This is a genomic window from Flavobacterium sp. CLA17 (assembly GCF_013112255.2).
GTDB lineage: Bacteria > Bacteroidota > Bacteroidia > Flavobacteriales > Flavobacteriaceae > Flavobacterium > Flavobacterium circumlabens.
Map to the genome: position 1 here is coordinate 5,338,790 of NZ_CP068294.1, position 14,385 is coordinate 5,353,174.

The 14,385-nt window shown below is 33.6% G+C and carries 18 protein-coding genes; 14 read left to right on the forward strand and 4 right to left on the reverse strand.

Going from position 1 to position 14,385, the window contains the following annotated elements:
- Nucleotides 1–209: 209 nt before the first annotated feature.
- From HAV12_RS21985 to HAV12_RS22010, 6 genes are all read left to right on the forward strand, one after another.
- Nucleotides 210–1,313 (forward strand): diphosphomevalonate/mevalonate 3,5-bisphosphate decarboxylase family protein, encoded by a 1,104-nt coding sequence (locus HAV12_RS21985; RefSeq protein ID WP_171571472.1) that lies wholly within the window; start codon nt 210–212, stop codon nt 1,311–1,313.
- A 30-nt stretch (nt 1,314–1,343) separates the two neighbouring features.
- Nucleotides 1,344–1,562: a hypothetical protein gene (locus HAV12_RS21990; RefSeq protein WP_171571473.1), complete on the forward strand. Its 219-nt coding sequence runs from the start codon at nt 1,344–1,346 to the stop codon at nt 1,560–1,562.
- The gene (locus HAV12_RS21995; RefSeq protein WP_171571474.1) at nt 1,562–1,867 is read left to right on the forward strand and encodes a type II toxin-antitoxin system RelE/ParE family toxin; all 306 of its coding nucleotides are present in this window, start codon (nt 1,562–1,564) and stop codon (nt 1,865–1,867) included. Before HAV12_RS21990 ends, HAV12_RS21995 begins: the two co-directional genes overlap by 1 nt.
- A gap of 2 nt (nt 1,868–1,869) precedes the next feature.
- Nucleotides 1,870–2,808 (forward strand): mevalonate kinase, encoded by a 939-nt coding sequence (locus HAV12_RS22000; protein ID WP_171571475.1) that lies wholly within the window; start codon nt 1,870–1,872, stop codon nt 2,806–2,808.
- 116 nt (nt 2,809–2,924) lie between these two features.
- The gene (locus tag HAV12_RS22005) at nt 2,925–3,881 is read left to right on the forward strand and encodes a geranylgeranylglycerol-phosphate geranylgeranyltransferase (protein WP_171571476.1); all 957 of its coding nucleotides are present in this window, start codon (nt 2,925–2,927) and stop codon (nt 3,879–3,881) included.
- A gap of 195 nt (nt 3,882–4,076) precedes the next feature.
- Nucleotides 4,077–4,985 (forward strand): pseudouridine synthase, encoded by a 909-nt coding sequence (locus HAV12_RS22010; protein WP_132032148.1) that lies wholly within the window; start codon nt 4,077–4,079, stop codon nt 4,983–4,985.
- 84 nt (nt 4,986–5,069) lie between these two features.
- Here the strand turns inward: HAV12_RS22010 and HAV12_RS22015 are convergent, their stop codons facing one another.
- Both HAV12_RS22015 and HAV12_RS22020 read right to left on the reverse strand, forming a co-directional pair.
- The gene (locus tag HAV12_RS22015) at nt 5,070–5,669 is read right to left on the reverse strand and encodes a DUF937 domain-containing protein (protein WP_171571477.1); all 600 of its coding nucleotides are present in this window, start codon (nt 5,667–5,669) and stop codon (nt 5,070–5,072) included.
- Between the two features lie 284 nt (nt 5,670–5,953).
- Entirely contained in the window at nt 5,954–6,454 is a 501-nt protein-coding gene (locus HAV12_RS22020; RefSeq protein ID WP_171571478.1) for a DUF456 domain-containing protein, read from the reverse strand.
- A 160-nt stretch (nt 6,455–6,614) separates the two neighbouring features.
- Here HAV12_RS22020 and HAV12_RS22025 point away from each other — a divergent pair, with 160 nt between their 5' ends.
- Nucleotides 6,615–7,100 (forward strand): hypothetical protein, encoded by a 486-nt coding sequence (locus HAV12_RS22025; protein ID WP_171571479.1) that lies wholly within the window; start codon nt 6,615–6,617, stop codon nt 7,098–7,100.
- Between the two features lie 71 nt (nt 7,101–7,171).
- Here HAV12_RS22025 and HAV12_RS22030 read toward each other — a convergent pair whose 3' ends face one another.
- Together HAV12_RS22030 and HAV12_RS22035 are read right to left on the reverse strand one after the other, a co-directional pair.
- Complete coding sequence (locus HAV12_RS22030; protein ID WP_171571480.1) at nt 7,172–8,275, reverse strand: glycosyltransferase; 1,104 nt, start codon at nt 8,273–8,275, stop codon at nt 7,172–7,174.
- Complete coding sequence (locus HAV12_RS22035) at nt 8,272–9,216, reverse strand: lysylphosphatidylglycerol synthase domain-containing protein (protein ID WP_171571481.1); 945 nt, start codon at nt 9,214–9,216, stop codon at nt 8,272–8,274. Before HAV12_RS22035 ends, HAV12_RS22030 begins: the two co-directional genes overlap by 4 nt.
- 108 nt (nt 9,217–9,324) lie before the next feature.
- On the opposite strand from HAV12_RS22035, the gene ruvC reads away from it, so the two are divergent.
- The 7 genes from ruvC to HAV12_RS22070 all read left to right on the forward strand — a co-directional run bounded on the left by ruvC (nt 9,325) and on the right by HAV12_RS22070 (nt 14,354).
- Nucleotides 9,325–9,879, forward strand: coding sequence for a crossover junction endodeoxyribonuclease RuvC (ruvC, locus tag HAV12_RS22040; protein WP_132032160.1), 555 nt, complete (start codon nt 9,325–9,327; stop codon nt 9,877–9,879).
- A gap of 183 nt (nt 9,880–10,062) precedes the next feature.
- Nucleotides 10,063–11,199 carry a radical SAM family heme chaperone HemW gene (gene hemW / locus HAV12_RS22045; protein ID WP_171571482.1) on the forward strand — a complete coding sequence of 379 codons (1,137 nt, stop codon included), beginning with the start codon at nt 10,063–10,065 and terminating at the stop codon, nt 11,197–11,199.
- A gap of 93 nt (nt 11,200–11,292) precedes the next feature.
- Entirely contained in the window at nt 11,293–12,066 is a 774-nt protein-coding gene (locus HAV12_RS22050) for a cyclase family protein (RefSeq protein WP_171571483.1), read from the forward strand.
- A 60-nt stretch (nt 12,067–12,126) separates the two neighbouring features.
- On the forward strand, nt 12,127–13,188 hold the full coding sequence (locus HAV12_RS22055) for a DUF4421 family protein (protein WP_171571484.1): 1,062 nt from the start codon (nt 12,127–12,129) through the stop codon (nt 13,186–13,188).
- A gap of 32 nt (nt 13,189–13,220) precedes the next feature.
- Nucleotides 13,221–13,628, forward strand: a complete 408-nt coding sequence (locus HAV12_RS22060) for a GNAT family N-acetyltransferase (RefSeq protein ID WP_171571485.1) — start codon at nt 13,221–13,223, stop codon at nt 13,626–13,628.
- 52 nt (nt 13,629–13,680) lie between these two features.
- Nucleotides 13,681–13,974, forward strand: coding sequence for a DUF4260 family protein (locus HAV12_RS22065; protein WP_370528500.1), 294 nt, complete (start codon nt 13,681–13,683; stop codon nt 13,972–13,974).
- A gap of 8 nt (nt 13,975–13,982) precedes the next feature.
- Nucleotides 13,983–14,354, forward strand: a complete 372-nt coding sequence (locus HAV12_RS22070) for an MmcQ/YjbR family DNA-binding protein (RefSeq protein ID WP_132032172.1) — start codon at nt 13,983–13,985, stop codon at nt 14,352–14,354.
- The last annotated feature ends 31 nt before the right edge of the window (nt 14,355–14,385 follow it).

The window sequence follows — 14,385 nt, forward strand, 5'->3', positions numbered from 1 at the left end:
AAAATAATCAAAAGAAAGGTTAAACCATATAAGTTATGTAAGTTCATTTTAGTGCTAACTGTTAGTTTGACGTGCATTTTTATTTTTGATTCAAAAAACACTGTTTATAAAATTGTTATACAAGTTAGATTTAGTTTGACTTATATTTTCTTATATAACTTATATGGTGAAATATTTTAAAAACTATCTTTGCCAAAATTTTATAATTCATGTTTACAGCAACTGATTTTATTCCAAAAAAATATACTTCGACTATCGAAAATGGAAACTCTGAATGGAGTGCTCCCAGCAATATTGCATTAGTGAAATACTGGGGAAAAAAAGACCACCAGATTCCGGCAAATCCATCGGTTAGTTTTACTTTAAACAATTGCAAGACCATTACGAAGTTAGGCTTTTCGAAGCGATATACTTCGGCTCCGCTGAGTGAGACAACAGCTATTTTTTCATTTGATTTACTTTTTGAAGGAAAACCGAAAGAAGATTTCAAACCGAAAATTCAGAAGTTTTTAGAACGAATTGAAATTTATTTGCCTTTTTTAAAAGATTATCATTTTACAATCGATACCCAAAATACGTTTCCACATAGCTCGGGAATTGCTTCTTCCGCCTCAGGAATGGCTGCATTGGCAATGAATTTCATGAGTTTGGAAAAAGTATTAAATCCCGAGATGAGTGATGAATATTTTTTTCAAAAAGCATCTTTTTTAGCCCGTTTAGGCTCCGGAAGTGCCTGCAGAAGTGTAAAAGGAAATGTTGTGGTTTGGGGAAATCAGGCGAATATCGAAGGAAGTTCAGACTTATTTGGTGTTGAATTTCCGCATACCATTCATGATAATTTCAAGAAGTATCAGGATACGATTTTATTGGTGGATAAAGGAGAAAAACAGGTTTCCAGTACCGTTGGACACGATTTGATGCACAACCATCCGTATGCTGAAAGACGCTTTGCCCAGGCACACGAAAACCTGGATCTGCTAATTTCGATTTTTGAAAGTGGGAATGTTGACGAATTCATAAAAGTGGTCGAAAGCGAAGCCTTGACTTTACACGCTATGATGATGACTTCGATGCCGTATTATATTTTAATGAAACCAAATACATTGCAAATCATAAATGCCATTTGGAAATTCAGAACGGAAACACAAATTCCGGTTTGCTTTACGCTGGATGCCGGAGCAAATGTTCATGTTTTATATCCCGAAAACGTTAGCGAAAAAGTACTTCAATTTATTCAGGACGAATTAGTTGTATTTTGCCAGAATGGTCAGTACATTTGTGATCAGATTGGAGACGGCGCAATTGCATTATAATTTTACGTATCTTTAGTTAAAATTTTGATTATGGACATTCAATTAGAAAAACTCGAGTTAATAAAAAAGCTAGTAGAGACTGAAGATCCAACTATTATAAATTCTATCAGGAAAATTTTTTCGAAAAAGAAAAAAGATTGGTGGGATGATTTAACTGAAGCCCAGAAAGAAGAAATTAAAGAAGGGGAAAGACAAATTGAACGAGGTGAATTTGTTTTGTATGAAGATATGATGAAAAAGCATCGTTAATGGAAAGAACGATAATCTTTTCAAAAAATGCAGAAAAAAGTTTATTTGAATTATTTGAGTACATGGAAATTAAATGGTCAAAAGAAGTAAAAAATAAATTTATATCAAATCTAGACAAAGTAATCTATCTAATACAAAGAGATCCTGGAATTTTTCCTAAATCGGAACTAAATAAAAATTATCACAAATGCGTTTTGTCAAAACAAACAACAATATATTATAGATTCAATACAAAAAGAGTTGAAGTAATAACATTTTTTGACACACGACAAGACCCAAATAAAATAAAGAAAGACATAAAATAAACATGAAAGGACCCTTATTTTACTCAAAAATATTACTCTTTGGAGAATACGGAATCATCCGCGACTCTAAAGGACTTTCTATCCCTTATAATTTTTACAATGGTGCTTTGAAGAAAACCGAAAATCCTTCGGCAGAAGCAATTGCATCAAACTTAAGCCTGAAACGTTTTGTAAGTTATCTGGAAACTTTACAAACAGAACAACCGGAACTGGTTACTTTTGATTTGACTTCCCTAAAAAATGATGTTGAAACCGGCATGTATTTCGATTCAAGTATCCCGCAAGGATATGGCGTTGGAAGCAGCGGTGCGCTTGTGGCTGCAATTTATGATAAATATGCACATCAAAAAATTACGGTTTTAGAGAATTTAACCCGTGAAAAACTATTACAGTTAAAAAATATATTTTCTCAAATGGAGAGTTTTTTCCACGGAAAAAGTTCAGGATTGGATCCTTTAAACAGTTATTTGAGTATTCCGATTTTAATTAATTCCAAAGACAATATTGAAGCAACCGGAATTCCGACTCAAAGTTTTGACGGAAAAGGTGCTGTGTTTTTATTAGATTCAGGAATTGTTGGTGAAACGGCTCCAATGGTGAACATCTTTATGGAAAACCTGAAAGACAAAGGTTTCCGTGCAATGCTTAAAAACCAATTTGTAAAATATACAGATGCCTGCGTAGAGAACTTTTTACATGGAGACATGAAGTCTTTATTTACCAACACAAAAAAATTATCTAAAGTCGTTTTAAACAACTTTAAACCGATGATTCCGGAACAATTTCACGGAATCTGGCAAAACGGAATTGACACAAACGACTATTACTTAAAACTTTGTGGTTCCGGAGGCGGTGGTTACATTCTTGGTTTTACAGAAGATTTGGAGCGTGCTAAAGTTTCGCTGAAAGATTACAAACTAGAAGTTGTTTATCAATTTTAAATTATAATTTTCCCTCCAATTAGACGTTACTATAGAGAGTGTAGCTCATTATTCCCTTTTTTTATTTTGTTACTTTGTCTGATTTTTTTTATTAAAAAATAACCCGTTAACCCAAAATGTTAAGCAGAAAGAATAAAATTTTAGCGATGAAAGTTATTAGTTTGTTCTCTGTGGTGAGAGGTTATAACATTCCTATTATCGTTTTAGCGCAGTATTTATCTGCAATTTTCATATTGGCTCCCGAAAAAAGAGCTCTGGATATTTTACTCGATTTCAATTTATTGTTAATTGTCTTTGCTTCTGCCATTACGATTGCTTCGGGATATATTATCAATAATTTTTACGACAGTCAGAAAGATCTAATCAACAGGCCAAACAAATCTATGCTGGATAGATTGGTGAGTCAGAAGACTAAATTATCGGTGTATTTTACCTTGAATTTTATCGCTGTTTTAATGGCCCTGATTGTTTCCTGGCGCGCTTTTTTATTCTTTTCCGTTTATATTTTCTTAATTTGGTTTTACTCCCATAAAATAAAAAAATACCCGATTATTGGTAATTTAACCGCTGCTTTACTGGCTGTAGTTCCGTTTTTTGCCATCTTATTATATTTCTATAACAAAATATCTTTCGAAGAAATCGAAAATCACATGAGTCATTTCGCGGTAATTTCAGCACATGCCATGTTCTTATTTTTATTGCTTTTGATTCGCGAAATGATAAAAGATCTGGAGAATCTGAAAGGTGACCTGGTAAACAATTACAAGACGATTCCCATACTATATAACGAAACAACTTCAAAACAAATCATTACGGTTTTAACCTTTTTGACGATTGTACCCGTTTATATCCTGATTAACATTTACGATGTGGGTTTTATGGATATTTATTTTTATATCTGTTTTGTGGTAATGCTTTTTTTCCTTTTATATCTTTGGAAATCAAACTCAAAAGGGCAATATTTACTGCTGCACAATGTATTGAAATTCCTGATTGTCTCCGGAGTTTTCTGTATTGTTTTAATCAATCCAAGTGTTTTGTGGCACGGGAAGAGTTTGCTGTTGAAATCTTAATTATCATTCACAGAGATTCTCAAAATTCACACAAAACTGCACAATAATTAAATATAATTCTTTGCGAATCTCTGTCAAATTCTTTGTCAATCTCTCTGTAAATAAGCCCAAAAAATAACAGCTATTAATCTAAGGACAATGAACTTAGGATTATTTAGCAAGAATAAACTATCTTTGCACAAATTACAGAATTATATGAACAATAAGGAAGGCAATAAAGACAGAGGCGGATCGAGACCAAATAGCTCCAGATCAAACTCTAACAAGCCAAAACCTGCCATGCAAAAGCGTGCTCAAGGGCCGAAAAAAGTGAAACCTGCTGTGAAAGCAGCTGAAGAAGAAGCGGCACAAAAACTTAAAAAACAGAATCAGGCGCCAAAAAGGCAAAAAGCTGCTGACGAAATTCGTCTGAACAAGTACATCTCAAATTCTGGTGTATGCTCGCGTCGTGATGCCGATATATACATTCAGTCCGGAAATGTCAAAGTGAATGGTGTACCGGTTACTGAAATGGGATATTTAGTAAAATTAAATGATGTTGTAAACTTTGACGGTGTTGTTCTGACTCCGGAAAAGAAAGAATACATCTTGTTGAACAAACCTAAAAACTTTACAACTGCCTTAGATGAAGGTCAGGAATATCGTAATGTTCTGGAATTAGTTCGTGGTTCTACTACCGCTAAGATTGCTCCGATTGGCAGAATGGATAAAAACACAACTGGTTTGTTGTTGTTTACAAACGATACGGATATGATTCGTAAATTTACTTTACCGAGTCAGAAATCATCTAAAATCTATCAGGTTTCTTTAGATAAAAATCTAAAATTTGAAGATTTAGAAAAAATCAGCAAAGGTCTGGTTCTTGACGGACACCGCGTTTTTGTTGAGGAAATCAGCTATATTGAAAAAGAAGCAAAAAGTGAAGTGGGTCTTAAATTACGTTCATCTAATGTAAAGGTGGTTCGTGCAATTTTCGAAAACTTTGATTATGATGTTTTACGTATAGATCGTGTTTCATTTGCCGGTCTTACCAAAAAGAATTTACCACGTGGTAACTGGCGTTTTCTAACGGATCAGGAAGTCATAAACTTGAAAAACGTTTAATAAAAACGATTTCAGACAATCCATATAAATCCTGTTTTACTGCTGTAAAATGGGATTTTTTATTTTAAGAATATTTTGAAAATATTAAAAGAAATTGTGACCGAAAAGTGTAAAGATTGATCTTCCTAAATTGGCCTGATTTTTATCATCTACTGATTCGTAACACGAAAAACCAAGTATAATTTTGATTCCAGGGTGAATACTATTTAGGATATCTCTTTTCTGTTCTTCCAATAACAGTTTTAAACTGTCTAAAAGCTGGATATTATTTTTAAGATACGAAACGACCAGTAGTGCTGAAAAATTTAAAATTTCTCTTGCTGTCTCGCTTTTGATTCCGACTTCATTTGAAATCATCTCAGAGATTCTTCCTTTTTTGTTGGTGAAAATTTCTTTTAATAAATCATTTCCCTCTTCACGATAACAATCATCTACTGATAAAATTCTTCCGGAAGTAAAATCAACTTCACCATAAAAGGTTGAATTTTCGTCAATTAATGAAACAATTTCTTTATAAAAACCTGACTCCTCTGATTTATTGTACAAGCCCATTAGAACTGTACCTATTGAAACATCAATTCCTTTTATTAAAAGGGCATCATTTTCAAAATAAAATTTATTCAGCTTTGAAACGACATTGGAAGATATAAAACGTCTAAGTTCAATTTGTAGGTTTGGAGTCATAATATTTAATTTTTTAGAAATTTATTTAAATCCATTCAAAATAATCGACAAAGTGGGGCTTTTAATCGTTTATCAGGATAAAAATATAAAATATTTTAACATTTCCAAAAGATAAGTTAAAAATTTCCCTATGCAATTATGACATATTTAGCACCAAATCCAAAAAGTCTCAATGAACATAACCCTTTCGTTATCAAAAACAAATAAAAAAAAACGAAAGAAAATTAAAATATTTTTCACAAAAAATAAAAAAATAAGAAAAAGCTTAATCCCTGAGCAAAAATTTAAAACAATCCACTTCGGTTTTGCCACACTATATTGATAAAAATACCAAGAAAAATAATACAAAACAGAAAATTAACAAAACTGGAAGCGAGAAATCCGAGTAAGGATCCTGTTGCCGCTTTTAACGCCCTGCGGTGATTTTTAGAATCATAAATAAGCTCCCCTATAAAAGCCCCTGCAAAAGGACCGATAATCACACCAAAAGGAATTGGGGAAAGAATTCCGACTATCAAACCGATATTGGTGCCCCAGACTCCGTAGGAACTCCCGCCAAATTTCTTAGTTCCTTTGGCAGGAATTACATAATCCAGAATCGTAATGATAACTGTTATTAAAAGTGTAATCCCTAATACCCAATAATTATTTTCAACTGCTTTCGTTAAGTACAAAAGTAACAGGCCCACCCAACAACTGGATAATCCCGGCAAAACCGGCATAAAGCTACCGAATATCCCAACAATCATGCACACAAAACCAAGTACTAACAATACTATATCCATACGAAAAAGAATATTTTTTTATTTAACAAAATGAAACTGCAATTTAAAACAACAATGTCTTTTAGAAAGCTACGAAGAATATCTGTAATACAAAGCTTCTAAAAAAAAATAATTGTATTTTTATACCATAATTAATTTAGTTCCATTCAACATCAAAATCTTGAAGCATTTCCCTCTTTTTTTAGTCGTACTATTTTTCAATTCTTGTCAATATTTTGAGAAGCAGGTTCCGTCTGAAAAAGAATTACTACAAAAAGAACTGAAATCAATTAACTGGAAAGAAGTAGATGAATTTCCATCTGTTGCCGATTGCGAAAAAATAGCAGACAAAAAACAGCGTCAGCAGTGCTTTTTCGAAAAAATGGCACAACTAATTCAGGAAAAATTAGATGTAGATTCTCTTTCTATTCTTTATCCCGAACTCGATACTATTGAGGTAAAAGTAACGGTGTTTCCTAACGCCACAATGAAATTCGAACCCCAATTTCCAAAAGATTCGGTCGCTTATGACACCATTAAGATCGACAGCATACTGCATGCGCGCCTGGTTGATTTTCCAAAAGTAAATCCTGCGATCAAACGCGGAGTCCCTGTAAAAACACAGTTTATTCTTCCTGTCATTATAAAAGAAAAAAGTAGTAAGTAAATTTTAGACAGATTTGAATGCATAACTTTTTACTGAATATGCAAACTTGTTTTCTTTGAGATTAAAAAAAACTACACTTTAAAACTTCGTCCCTTCCAGTTGTAAGAGCCAAACAAACTATACAAAGCAACAGCCGAACTGAAAAAAGGATAAAACAAACTACTCAAAAACAAATACTTAATTCGTTTGTTCGTTAAAAATTGATTGGTGATGTAAAGCAGTCCAAAATCAATTATAAACTTTAAACCCACCAATAAAGTTAAAAGTTGCCACGACCAGATTCCGAAAAACAAAAATACAGTTCCGATTACCAAACTAAGATTTGCAAAGAAAACGATCAGTCCTAAAATTTTCCCGAAGAAGCTTTGATATGAACCTGTTTTTGCGGCCCAACGCACTCTTTGGTAAAATAGCGATTCCCAGTCCTGAGTTGGTTTTGTATGAACAATCGCTTCTTCTGCTTTTAGATAATGAACCAGATTTTGATTTAAATTTGCAACTTTTTGGAGTAAAAAAACGTCATCTCCGCTTGCAATTGCATTATTCCCCTCGAAACCATTGATCTTTTCAAACAATGATTTTTTATAGGCAAAATTTGCCCCGTTGCACATAAAAGCTTTTTTTATTCCGAAACTTCCAATTGTAGCACCTTGCAGACTCGTAAGATCTAACTGCTGAAAATGATGCAAAAACGAATTGTCGCAATCATAAGTGACAGGGCCTGCAAGCATTGCAACTTTGTTTTCCTGAATATAATGATCAAAAGTCAGCAGCCAATTTTCAGGAACGATACAATCAGCATCGGTCGTAATAACCCAATCTGTTTTTACGTGTTTCATTGCTGTAGCAATGGCATCTTTTTTAGGAGATTTTGAAACTCTGATATTGTCAATTATCTTAATTTGGAATTTAAAAGCTGAAAACTGAAATTTTTCCGTTGATTCATCATCAACCAAAATCACATCCAATAAATCAACCGGATAATTAAGTTTTGAAAAACTGGTCAAAAGATGAGGCAAATTATGAGCTTCATTTCGAAAGGGAACAATAATCGTAAAACTCGTCTGGGGATCTAAATTATTTTTCCGGTATTTTTTTACTTTGAAAAAACCATAAATCAACGAGCCAATCGTAATGATGTAAATTTGTAACAGGAGGAACAAGGCCAGACTCATTTTACAGCTTTCGTTTTAAAATTCAAAACATAATAACTTCCCAAAATTACCGGTAAAACAACATTTAAAAACCACATTAAAGTAGAAATAAAAACGACAATCCATTCGTTAACACCTAAAATTCCGAAGAAATAAATAGCCACACTTCCTTTGACCGCAAAGTCCAAAAACTGAAAAGTCGGCAACGATGAAGCCAAAAAATAGACTACCGCAATCGTTGCGATTAGTGTAAAATAGGGCAACTCTACATCAAAAGCCAAAAACAAAAAGTAATATTGATGTGAAAAAACCAGGTAACGGCAAATGCCTAAAAATATATTTTTCTGATGAACTGACTTTGGAATTTCATTGATTTTATGAAGCAGTTTTTCTATCGAATACCCTTTGATTTTAATCTTTTTCAATGAAAATAAAATTGCAAAAAACAAAAAGAAAACGGCAAATAAAATGAAAACGGTTTTGGTTGTGATTACATTGTATTTCGCATTAAAATACAGCAATCCGAAAACACCAAAAATCACCGTCAGAATCATCTGGATTCCGTTACAGATCAGATTCAGGAAAACCACTTTCTTTGCTTCCGATTTGGGATAAAACAATGCTTTTCCGGCATACTCTCCTACTCCATTTGGTGTAAAAATTCCGGCTGTCAGAGCGGCAAGTACTTGTTTCGTAGCTTCTCCTATTGAAATTTCGTTAATTACCCTGGCCAGATTCTGCCATTTCAAAATCTCAAAATAACGATTCAAAACACTTAAAAGCAAAATAAACGCAATTCCTGAAACAGACTGATTTTTACGAAATAAAGTGATAAATTTCTGCCAGTCCAATTTGTCGTTGTGTGCCAGCTGATCGTAAATAAAATAAAAAGCACCTCCAACAATCAAAAGTTTGGCCAGAAGAACAAGGAATTGTTTAGCTTTGTGAGGAATTGAAATCATGCTGCAAAAGTAATCAATTTGAAAATGTGGCAATTTTAAAATTAGAAAATGAATTATATTCCTTTTTTAAAACTTTCAACCTGAAACTTCAAACCTGAAACAAAAAACTTGACAAAAGAACGCATCATATTAGGCATTGACCCCGGAACAACCATTATGGGCTTTGGATTGATTAAAGTCATCAATAAAAAAATGGAATTCCTGCAACTGAATGAGTTGCAGCTTTCTAAATATGACAATCATTACCAGAAGCTTAAAATTATTTTTGACCGTACCATAGAATTAATCGAAACACATCATCCGGACGAAATTGCCATCGAAGCACCTTTCTTTGGGAAAAACGTACAATCGATGCTGAAGTTAGGCCGTGCGCAAGGCGTTGCAATGGCAGCGGGACTTTCGAGAGATATTCCGATTACGGAATACGAACCCAAAAAGATCAAAATGGCCATTACCGGAAACGGAAATGCCAGTAAAGAACAAGTTGCCAAAATGCTGCAACAGCTTTTAGGCTTAAAAGAATTACCTAAAAATCTCGATTCAACTGATGGTTTGGCCGCTGCAGTTTGTCATTTCTTTAACTCCGGAAAAATAGTTGCCGGAAAAAGTTATACCGGTTGGGATGCTTTTGTGAAACAGAATGAAGACAAAATCCGTAAATGAGAAAATCCGTAAATTAGGAAATGTGTCAATTAGATAATTACTATATGACGTATATTTTAATTTTTCTAATTTATTAATTCTTATTTAGCTAACGATCTGATTATATATATTTTTGCATTCTTTATATTGCCCCTCTATATCATTATCTAATTTTCTAATTGATAAAATTATCTAATTTAAAAAATGTCCGGTATCTACATCCACATACCATTTTGCAAACAGGCTTGCCATTATTGCGATTTTCATTTTTCGACTTCTATGAAGAAGAAAGAAGAGATGGTTTTGGCTATTGCCAAAGAAATCGGGATGCGCAAAAGTGAGTTTGAAAATGAAATCGTTGAAACCATTTATTTTGGCGGAGGAACTCCTTCGGTTTTGGAAAATTCAGAACTGCAGCTTCTGATTGATACGATTTATGAGAATTACAGGGTTTCTGAAAACCCGGAAATAACGCTTGAAGCCAATCCTGATGATTTGTCGAAAGAAAGAATTTTTGAATTATCTAAAAGTCCCATAAATCGGCTAAGTATTGGAATTCAGTCTTTTTATGAAGAAGATTTAAAGATGATGAATCGGGCTCATAACAGCGCGGAAGCCATCAATTGTCTGACAGAAGCGACAAAATATTTCGACAATATTTCATTGGATTTAATTTATGGAATCCCGGGAATGAGCGACGAAATGTGGAGGCAGAATATTGAAACGGCATTGAGTTTCGGCATTCCGCACATATCAAGTTATGCCTTAACAGTGGAACCAAAAACAGCTTTAAGAAAACTTATCGATACCGGAAAGATTGCCGAACCGCAAGATGAAGTGGCTTCCAATCATTTTATGATTTTGGTGGAAACACTTGAAAAAAGGGGTTTCATTCATTACGAATTATCGAATTTCGGAAAAGAGAATTACTTTTCTAAAAACAATTCCGCTTATTGGCTGGGCAAAAAATATATCGGAGCCGGGCCTTCTGCTCATAGTTATGATGGTGAAAAAAGAGGCTGGAATATTGCTAATAATTCACTTTATCTCAAATCGATCCTGGCCAGTGTATTGCCAATTGAAACCGAAATTCTATCAAAATCAGATCGTTATAACGAATATATTATGACGGGATTACGAACCATCTGGGGCGTTTCGCTGGAAAGAATTGAAAATGAATTCGGATCTGAATATCTGGATTATCTGAATAAACAAATGCAGAAATTTCTTGATGACGATTTAGTTTTTATTGAAAATAATATTCTAAAGCCAACCGCAAAAGGAAAATTTTTAACAGATGGAATCGCAAGTGATCTGTTTTACTTAAATTTGGAAGAATAAAAATTAGAACGCTGATAAAACGGATGCAAGCAACGCCGATTGAAAAAATCCGTAAAATCCGCGTTAGAATATCCGTAAAATCCGCGTGCCATTATGCTAGCAAAAATAAACAACTTCGAAATAGACTTGTCAAAACCAATCGACATCTCGATTCCGTTAACGAATACAGACGAAAATCCGATTGCCTGGTACATTGAAAAACCAACCATTGAACCTGTCGTTTTTGGCGAATGGATCGGGAAAGTTTCGGAAGGAAAATCTTCGACCAATTTTAACAATATCTTTTTCAATCCGCACGGACATGGCACACACACGGAATGCCTGGGACATATTACCAATGACTTTTATAGTATCAATCAAGCACTGAAACAGTTTTTCTTTGTTGCACAACTAATCACCATTGAACCTGAAAAATTGGGAGATGATTTGGTTATTACAAAAAATCAGGTTGAAAAAGCGATAAATGCATGGACTTCCAGTGCTAAAACTGAAGCTTTAATTATCAGAACAATTCCGAATCAAAAAGAGAAAAAATCCAGAAAATATTCGAATACCAATCCGCCTTATTTATCTGAAGAAGCAGCAATTTTCATCCGCGAAAGCGAAATTCAGCATTTATTAATCGATTTGCCAAGTGTCGACAAAGAACATGATGAAGGAAAACTCCTGGCTCATAAAGCATTCTGGAACGTAAAAGACACCTTACACTTAAATTCTGATGCGCGTTTAAACGCTACAATTACCGAAATGATTTTTGTTCCCAATGAAATTGCAGATGGAAACTATTTGCTAAATTTACAAATTGCATCATTTGAAAATGATGCCAGCCCAAGTAAACCAATTTTATATTCTGTACTATTTTTTTGACATAATTTTGTTGATCACAATTATAACTTGTAGTTTTGCACCTACAAAAAATTAGAAAAAATGAAAACAGCAAAGAAACCAAACCTGAAACGAACCAATCACCATACAATTTGGTCTCATCTGATTTTGTTTATTTTTGTTTTCTCTTTTACGAGCATATTTAGCCAGAATAAATCTCAAAAAGACACCGTAAACTTTATTTATTATCCGGATAAAATAATGATTCGGGCAAACGTAAGCACGCAAAGTGACAATTATTTTTTGAATAATAAAAACGGTACTAATTTAGATTTAGAGACCAACAACAGTTACAAACTATTCTTAAATATCGATTATAAATTTATTGGATTTAGTTACGGATTTTACCCGAAGTTTTTTGGCGGCAATAAAGATGAAAATTTAAAAGGAAAATCTTCATTTTCAGATTACAATTTTCGCTTCTTTTTAGGAAGATGGCTTCAGACAGTGCAATTCAGCAAAACAAAAGGTTATTATATCTCCAATATGGCTGATTTTTCACCTGGCTGGGTAGAAGGAAAAGATCCCTATCTTCAGTTTCCGGATTTTAAAACGATACAATACGGAATGTCAACATCCTATATTTTTAACCCTAAATTTTCGCTTAAAAGTATTACTTCACTTACCGAATGGCAAAAAAAGAGTGCCGGAAGCTTTATTCCTTCCTTAAATTACAGCTATAACACTATCAGATCAAAAATAGATAATTTTGACGGTAAGCAAAAGGAATTCGATGTTCGATTGGCAGCGGGATACTATTATAATTTCATCATTGGAAAAAAGTTTTATATTGCCCCAAATTTATCCCCATCGCTTGGCGTAAAATTTTTAAAGGACAAGAGTACTGATTCCGGTGTTACAACGATCGAGAAGCACACGTACTTCACCCGAAATCTTGAAGGCGGCATAAAAATGGGCTATAATAGTGACCGCATACTTTGTGGAGCAAGCTTAAACTTTAGCAGCAGCTCTTATAACGAAGATAAATCTACTATTATTTCTAATGACAAAGTCTACGGATTATTGTATTTTGGCTATCGTTTTGATGCTCCCGGTTTTATTAGAAAGCCAATTGAAAAAATTGACGGGAAAATTAAAATGTAAGACCACCTAAAACTATAGTACCGCAAGAAAGCATGAATCAGATTATCGTTTCGACAGATAAAAATAAACTTGATGTTCCGTTTATTCAAACTTTTTTAAAAGATATTTACTGGACTGCGGCACGAACAATCGAAGACGTACAGACTACTATAGATGCTTCGGTTTGTTTTGGAATTTATTTAAATGATAAACAGATTGGTTTTGCACGCGTGATAACGGATTATGTGGTTTTCGGATATGTGATGGATGTTTTTATTACCGAAGAACATCGTGGCAAAGGTTACTCTTCTGTCTTAATCGAAAAGATGATGAGTGAACCCGTTCTGAAAGATATTAAAATCTGGAGATTGGCCACGACAGATGCGCATTTTTTATATGAGAAATTTGGCTTTAAATCATTAGAACATCCTGAAAAAATGATGGAAAAGAAATTACTATGAAAACAATAATCAAACTGGAAGAATCAGGCTTATTTATTTTGGGGATTTATTTATTCAGTCTCTTAAATTATCAATGGTGGTGGTTTTTGGTCTTAATTTTAGCACCGGATTTTTCTATGCTTGGTTATATCTGAATACTAAAATTGGTGCTTATTCCTACAATCTATTTCATCATAAAGGGCTTTCCGTTTTGCTTTATTTAGCGGGTTGTTATTTAAAAATAGAATTATTGCAGCTTGTTGGCGTTATTTTATTTTCGCATGCTGCAATGGACCGAATATTTGGCTATGGACTAAAGTATGAAAAAGGATTTAAATACACCCATCTAGGTGAAGTTGGTAAATAAATAATGATATGAATTTAGAAACGTTTTACGAATATTGTCTTTCGAAAAAAGGAGTGACCGAACATTTCCCGTTTGATGAAGATACTCTGGTTTTTAAAGTAGGCGGAAAAATGTTTGCCTTATCCTCCTTATCGCAATGGGAAAAAAGCGAACCTTCCGTAAATTTAAAATGCGATCCCGAGCGTGCACAGGAGCTAAGAGCCGAATACGAAGAGATAAAACCCGGATTTCATATGAGTAAGGTACACTGGAATACGATTGCACTAAACGGAAATCTGCCAGCGAAATTCGTAAAAGAATTAATTGATCATTCGTATGAACTGGTTTTCAAAAGTTTGACAAAGAAAATTCAAAATGAAATTATTGAATTAGAAAATTAGGCATTACATTTGCATCGTAGGAAAAAAAACT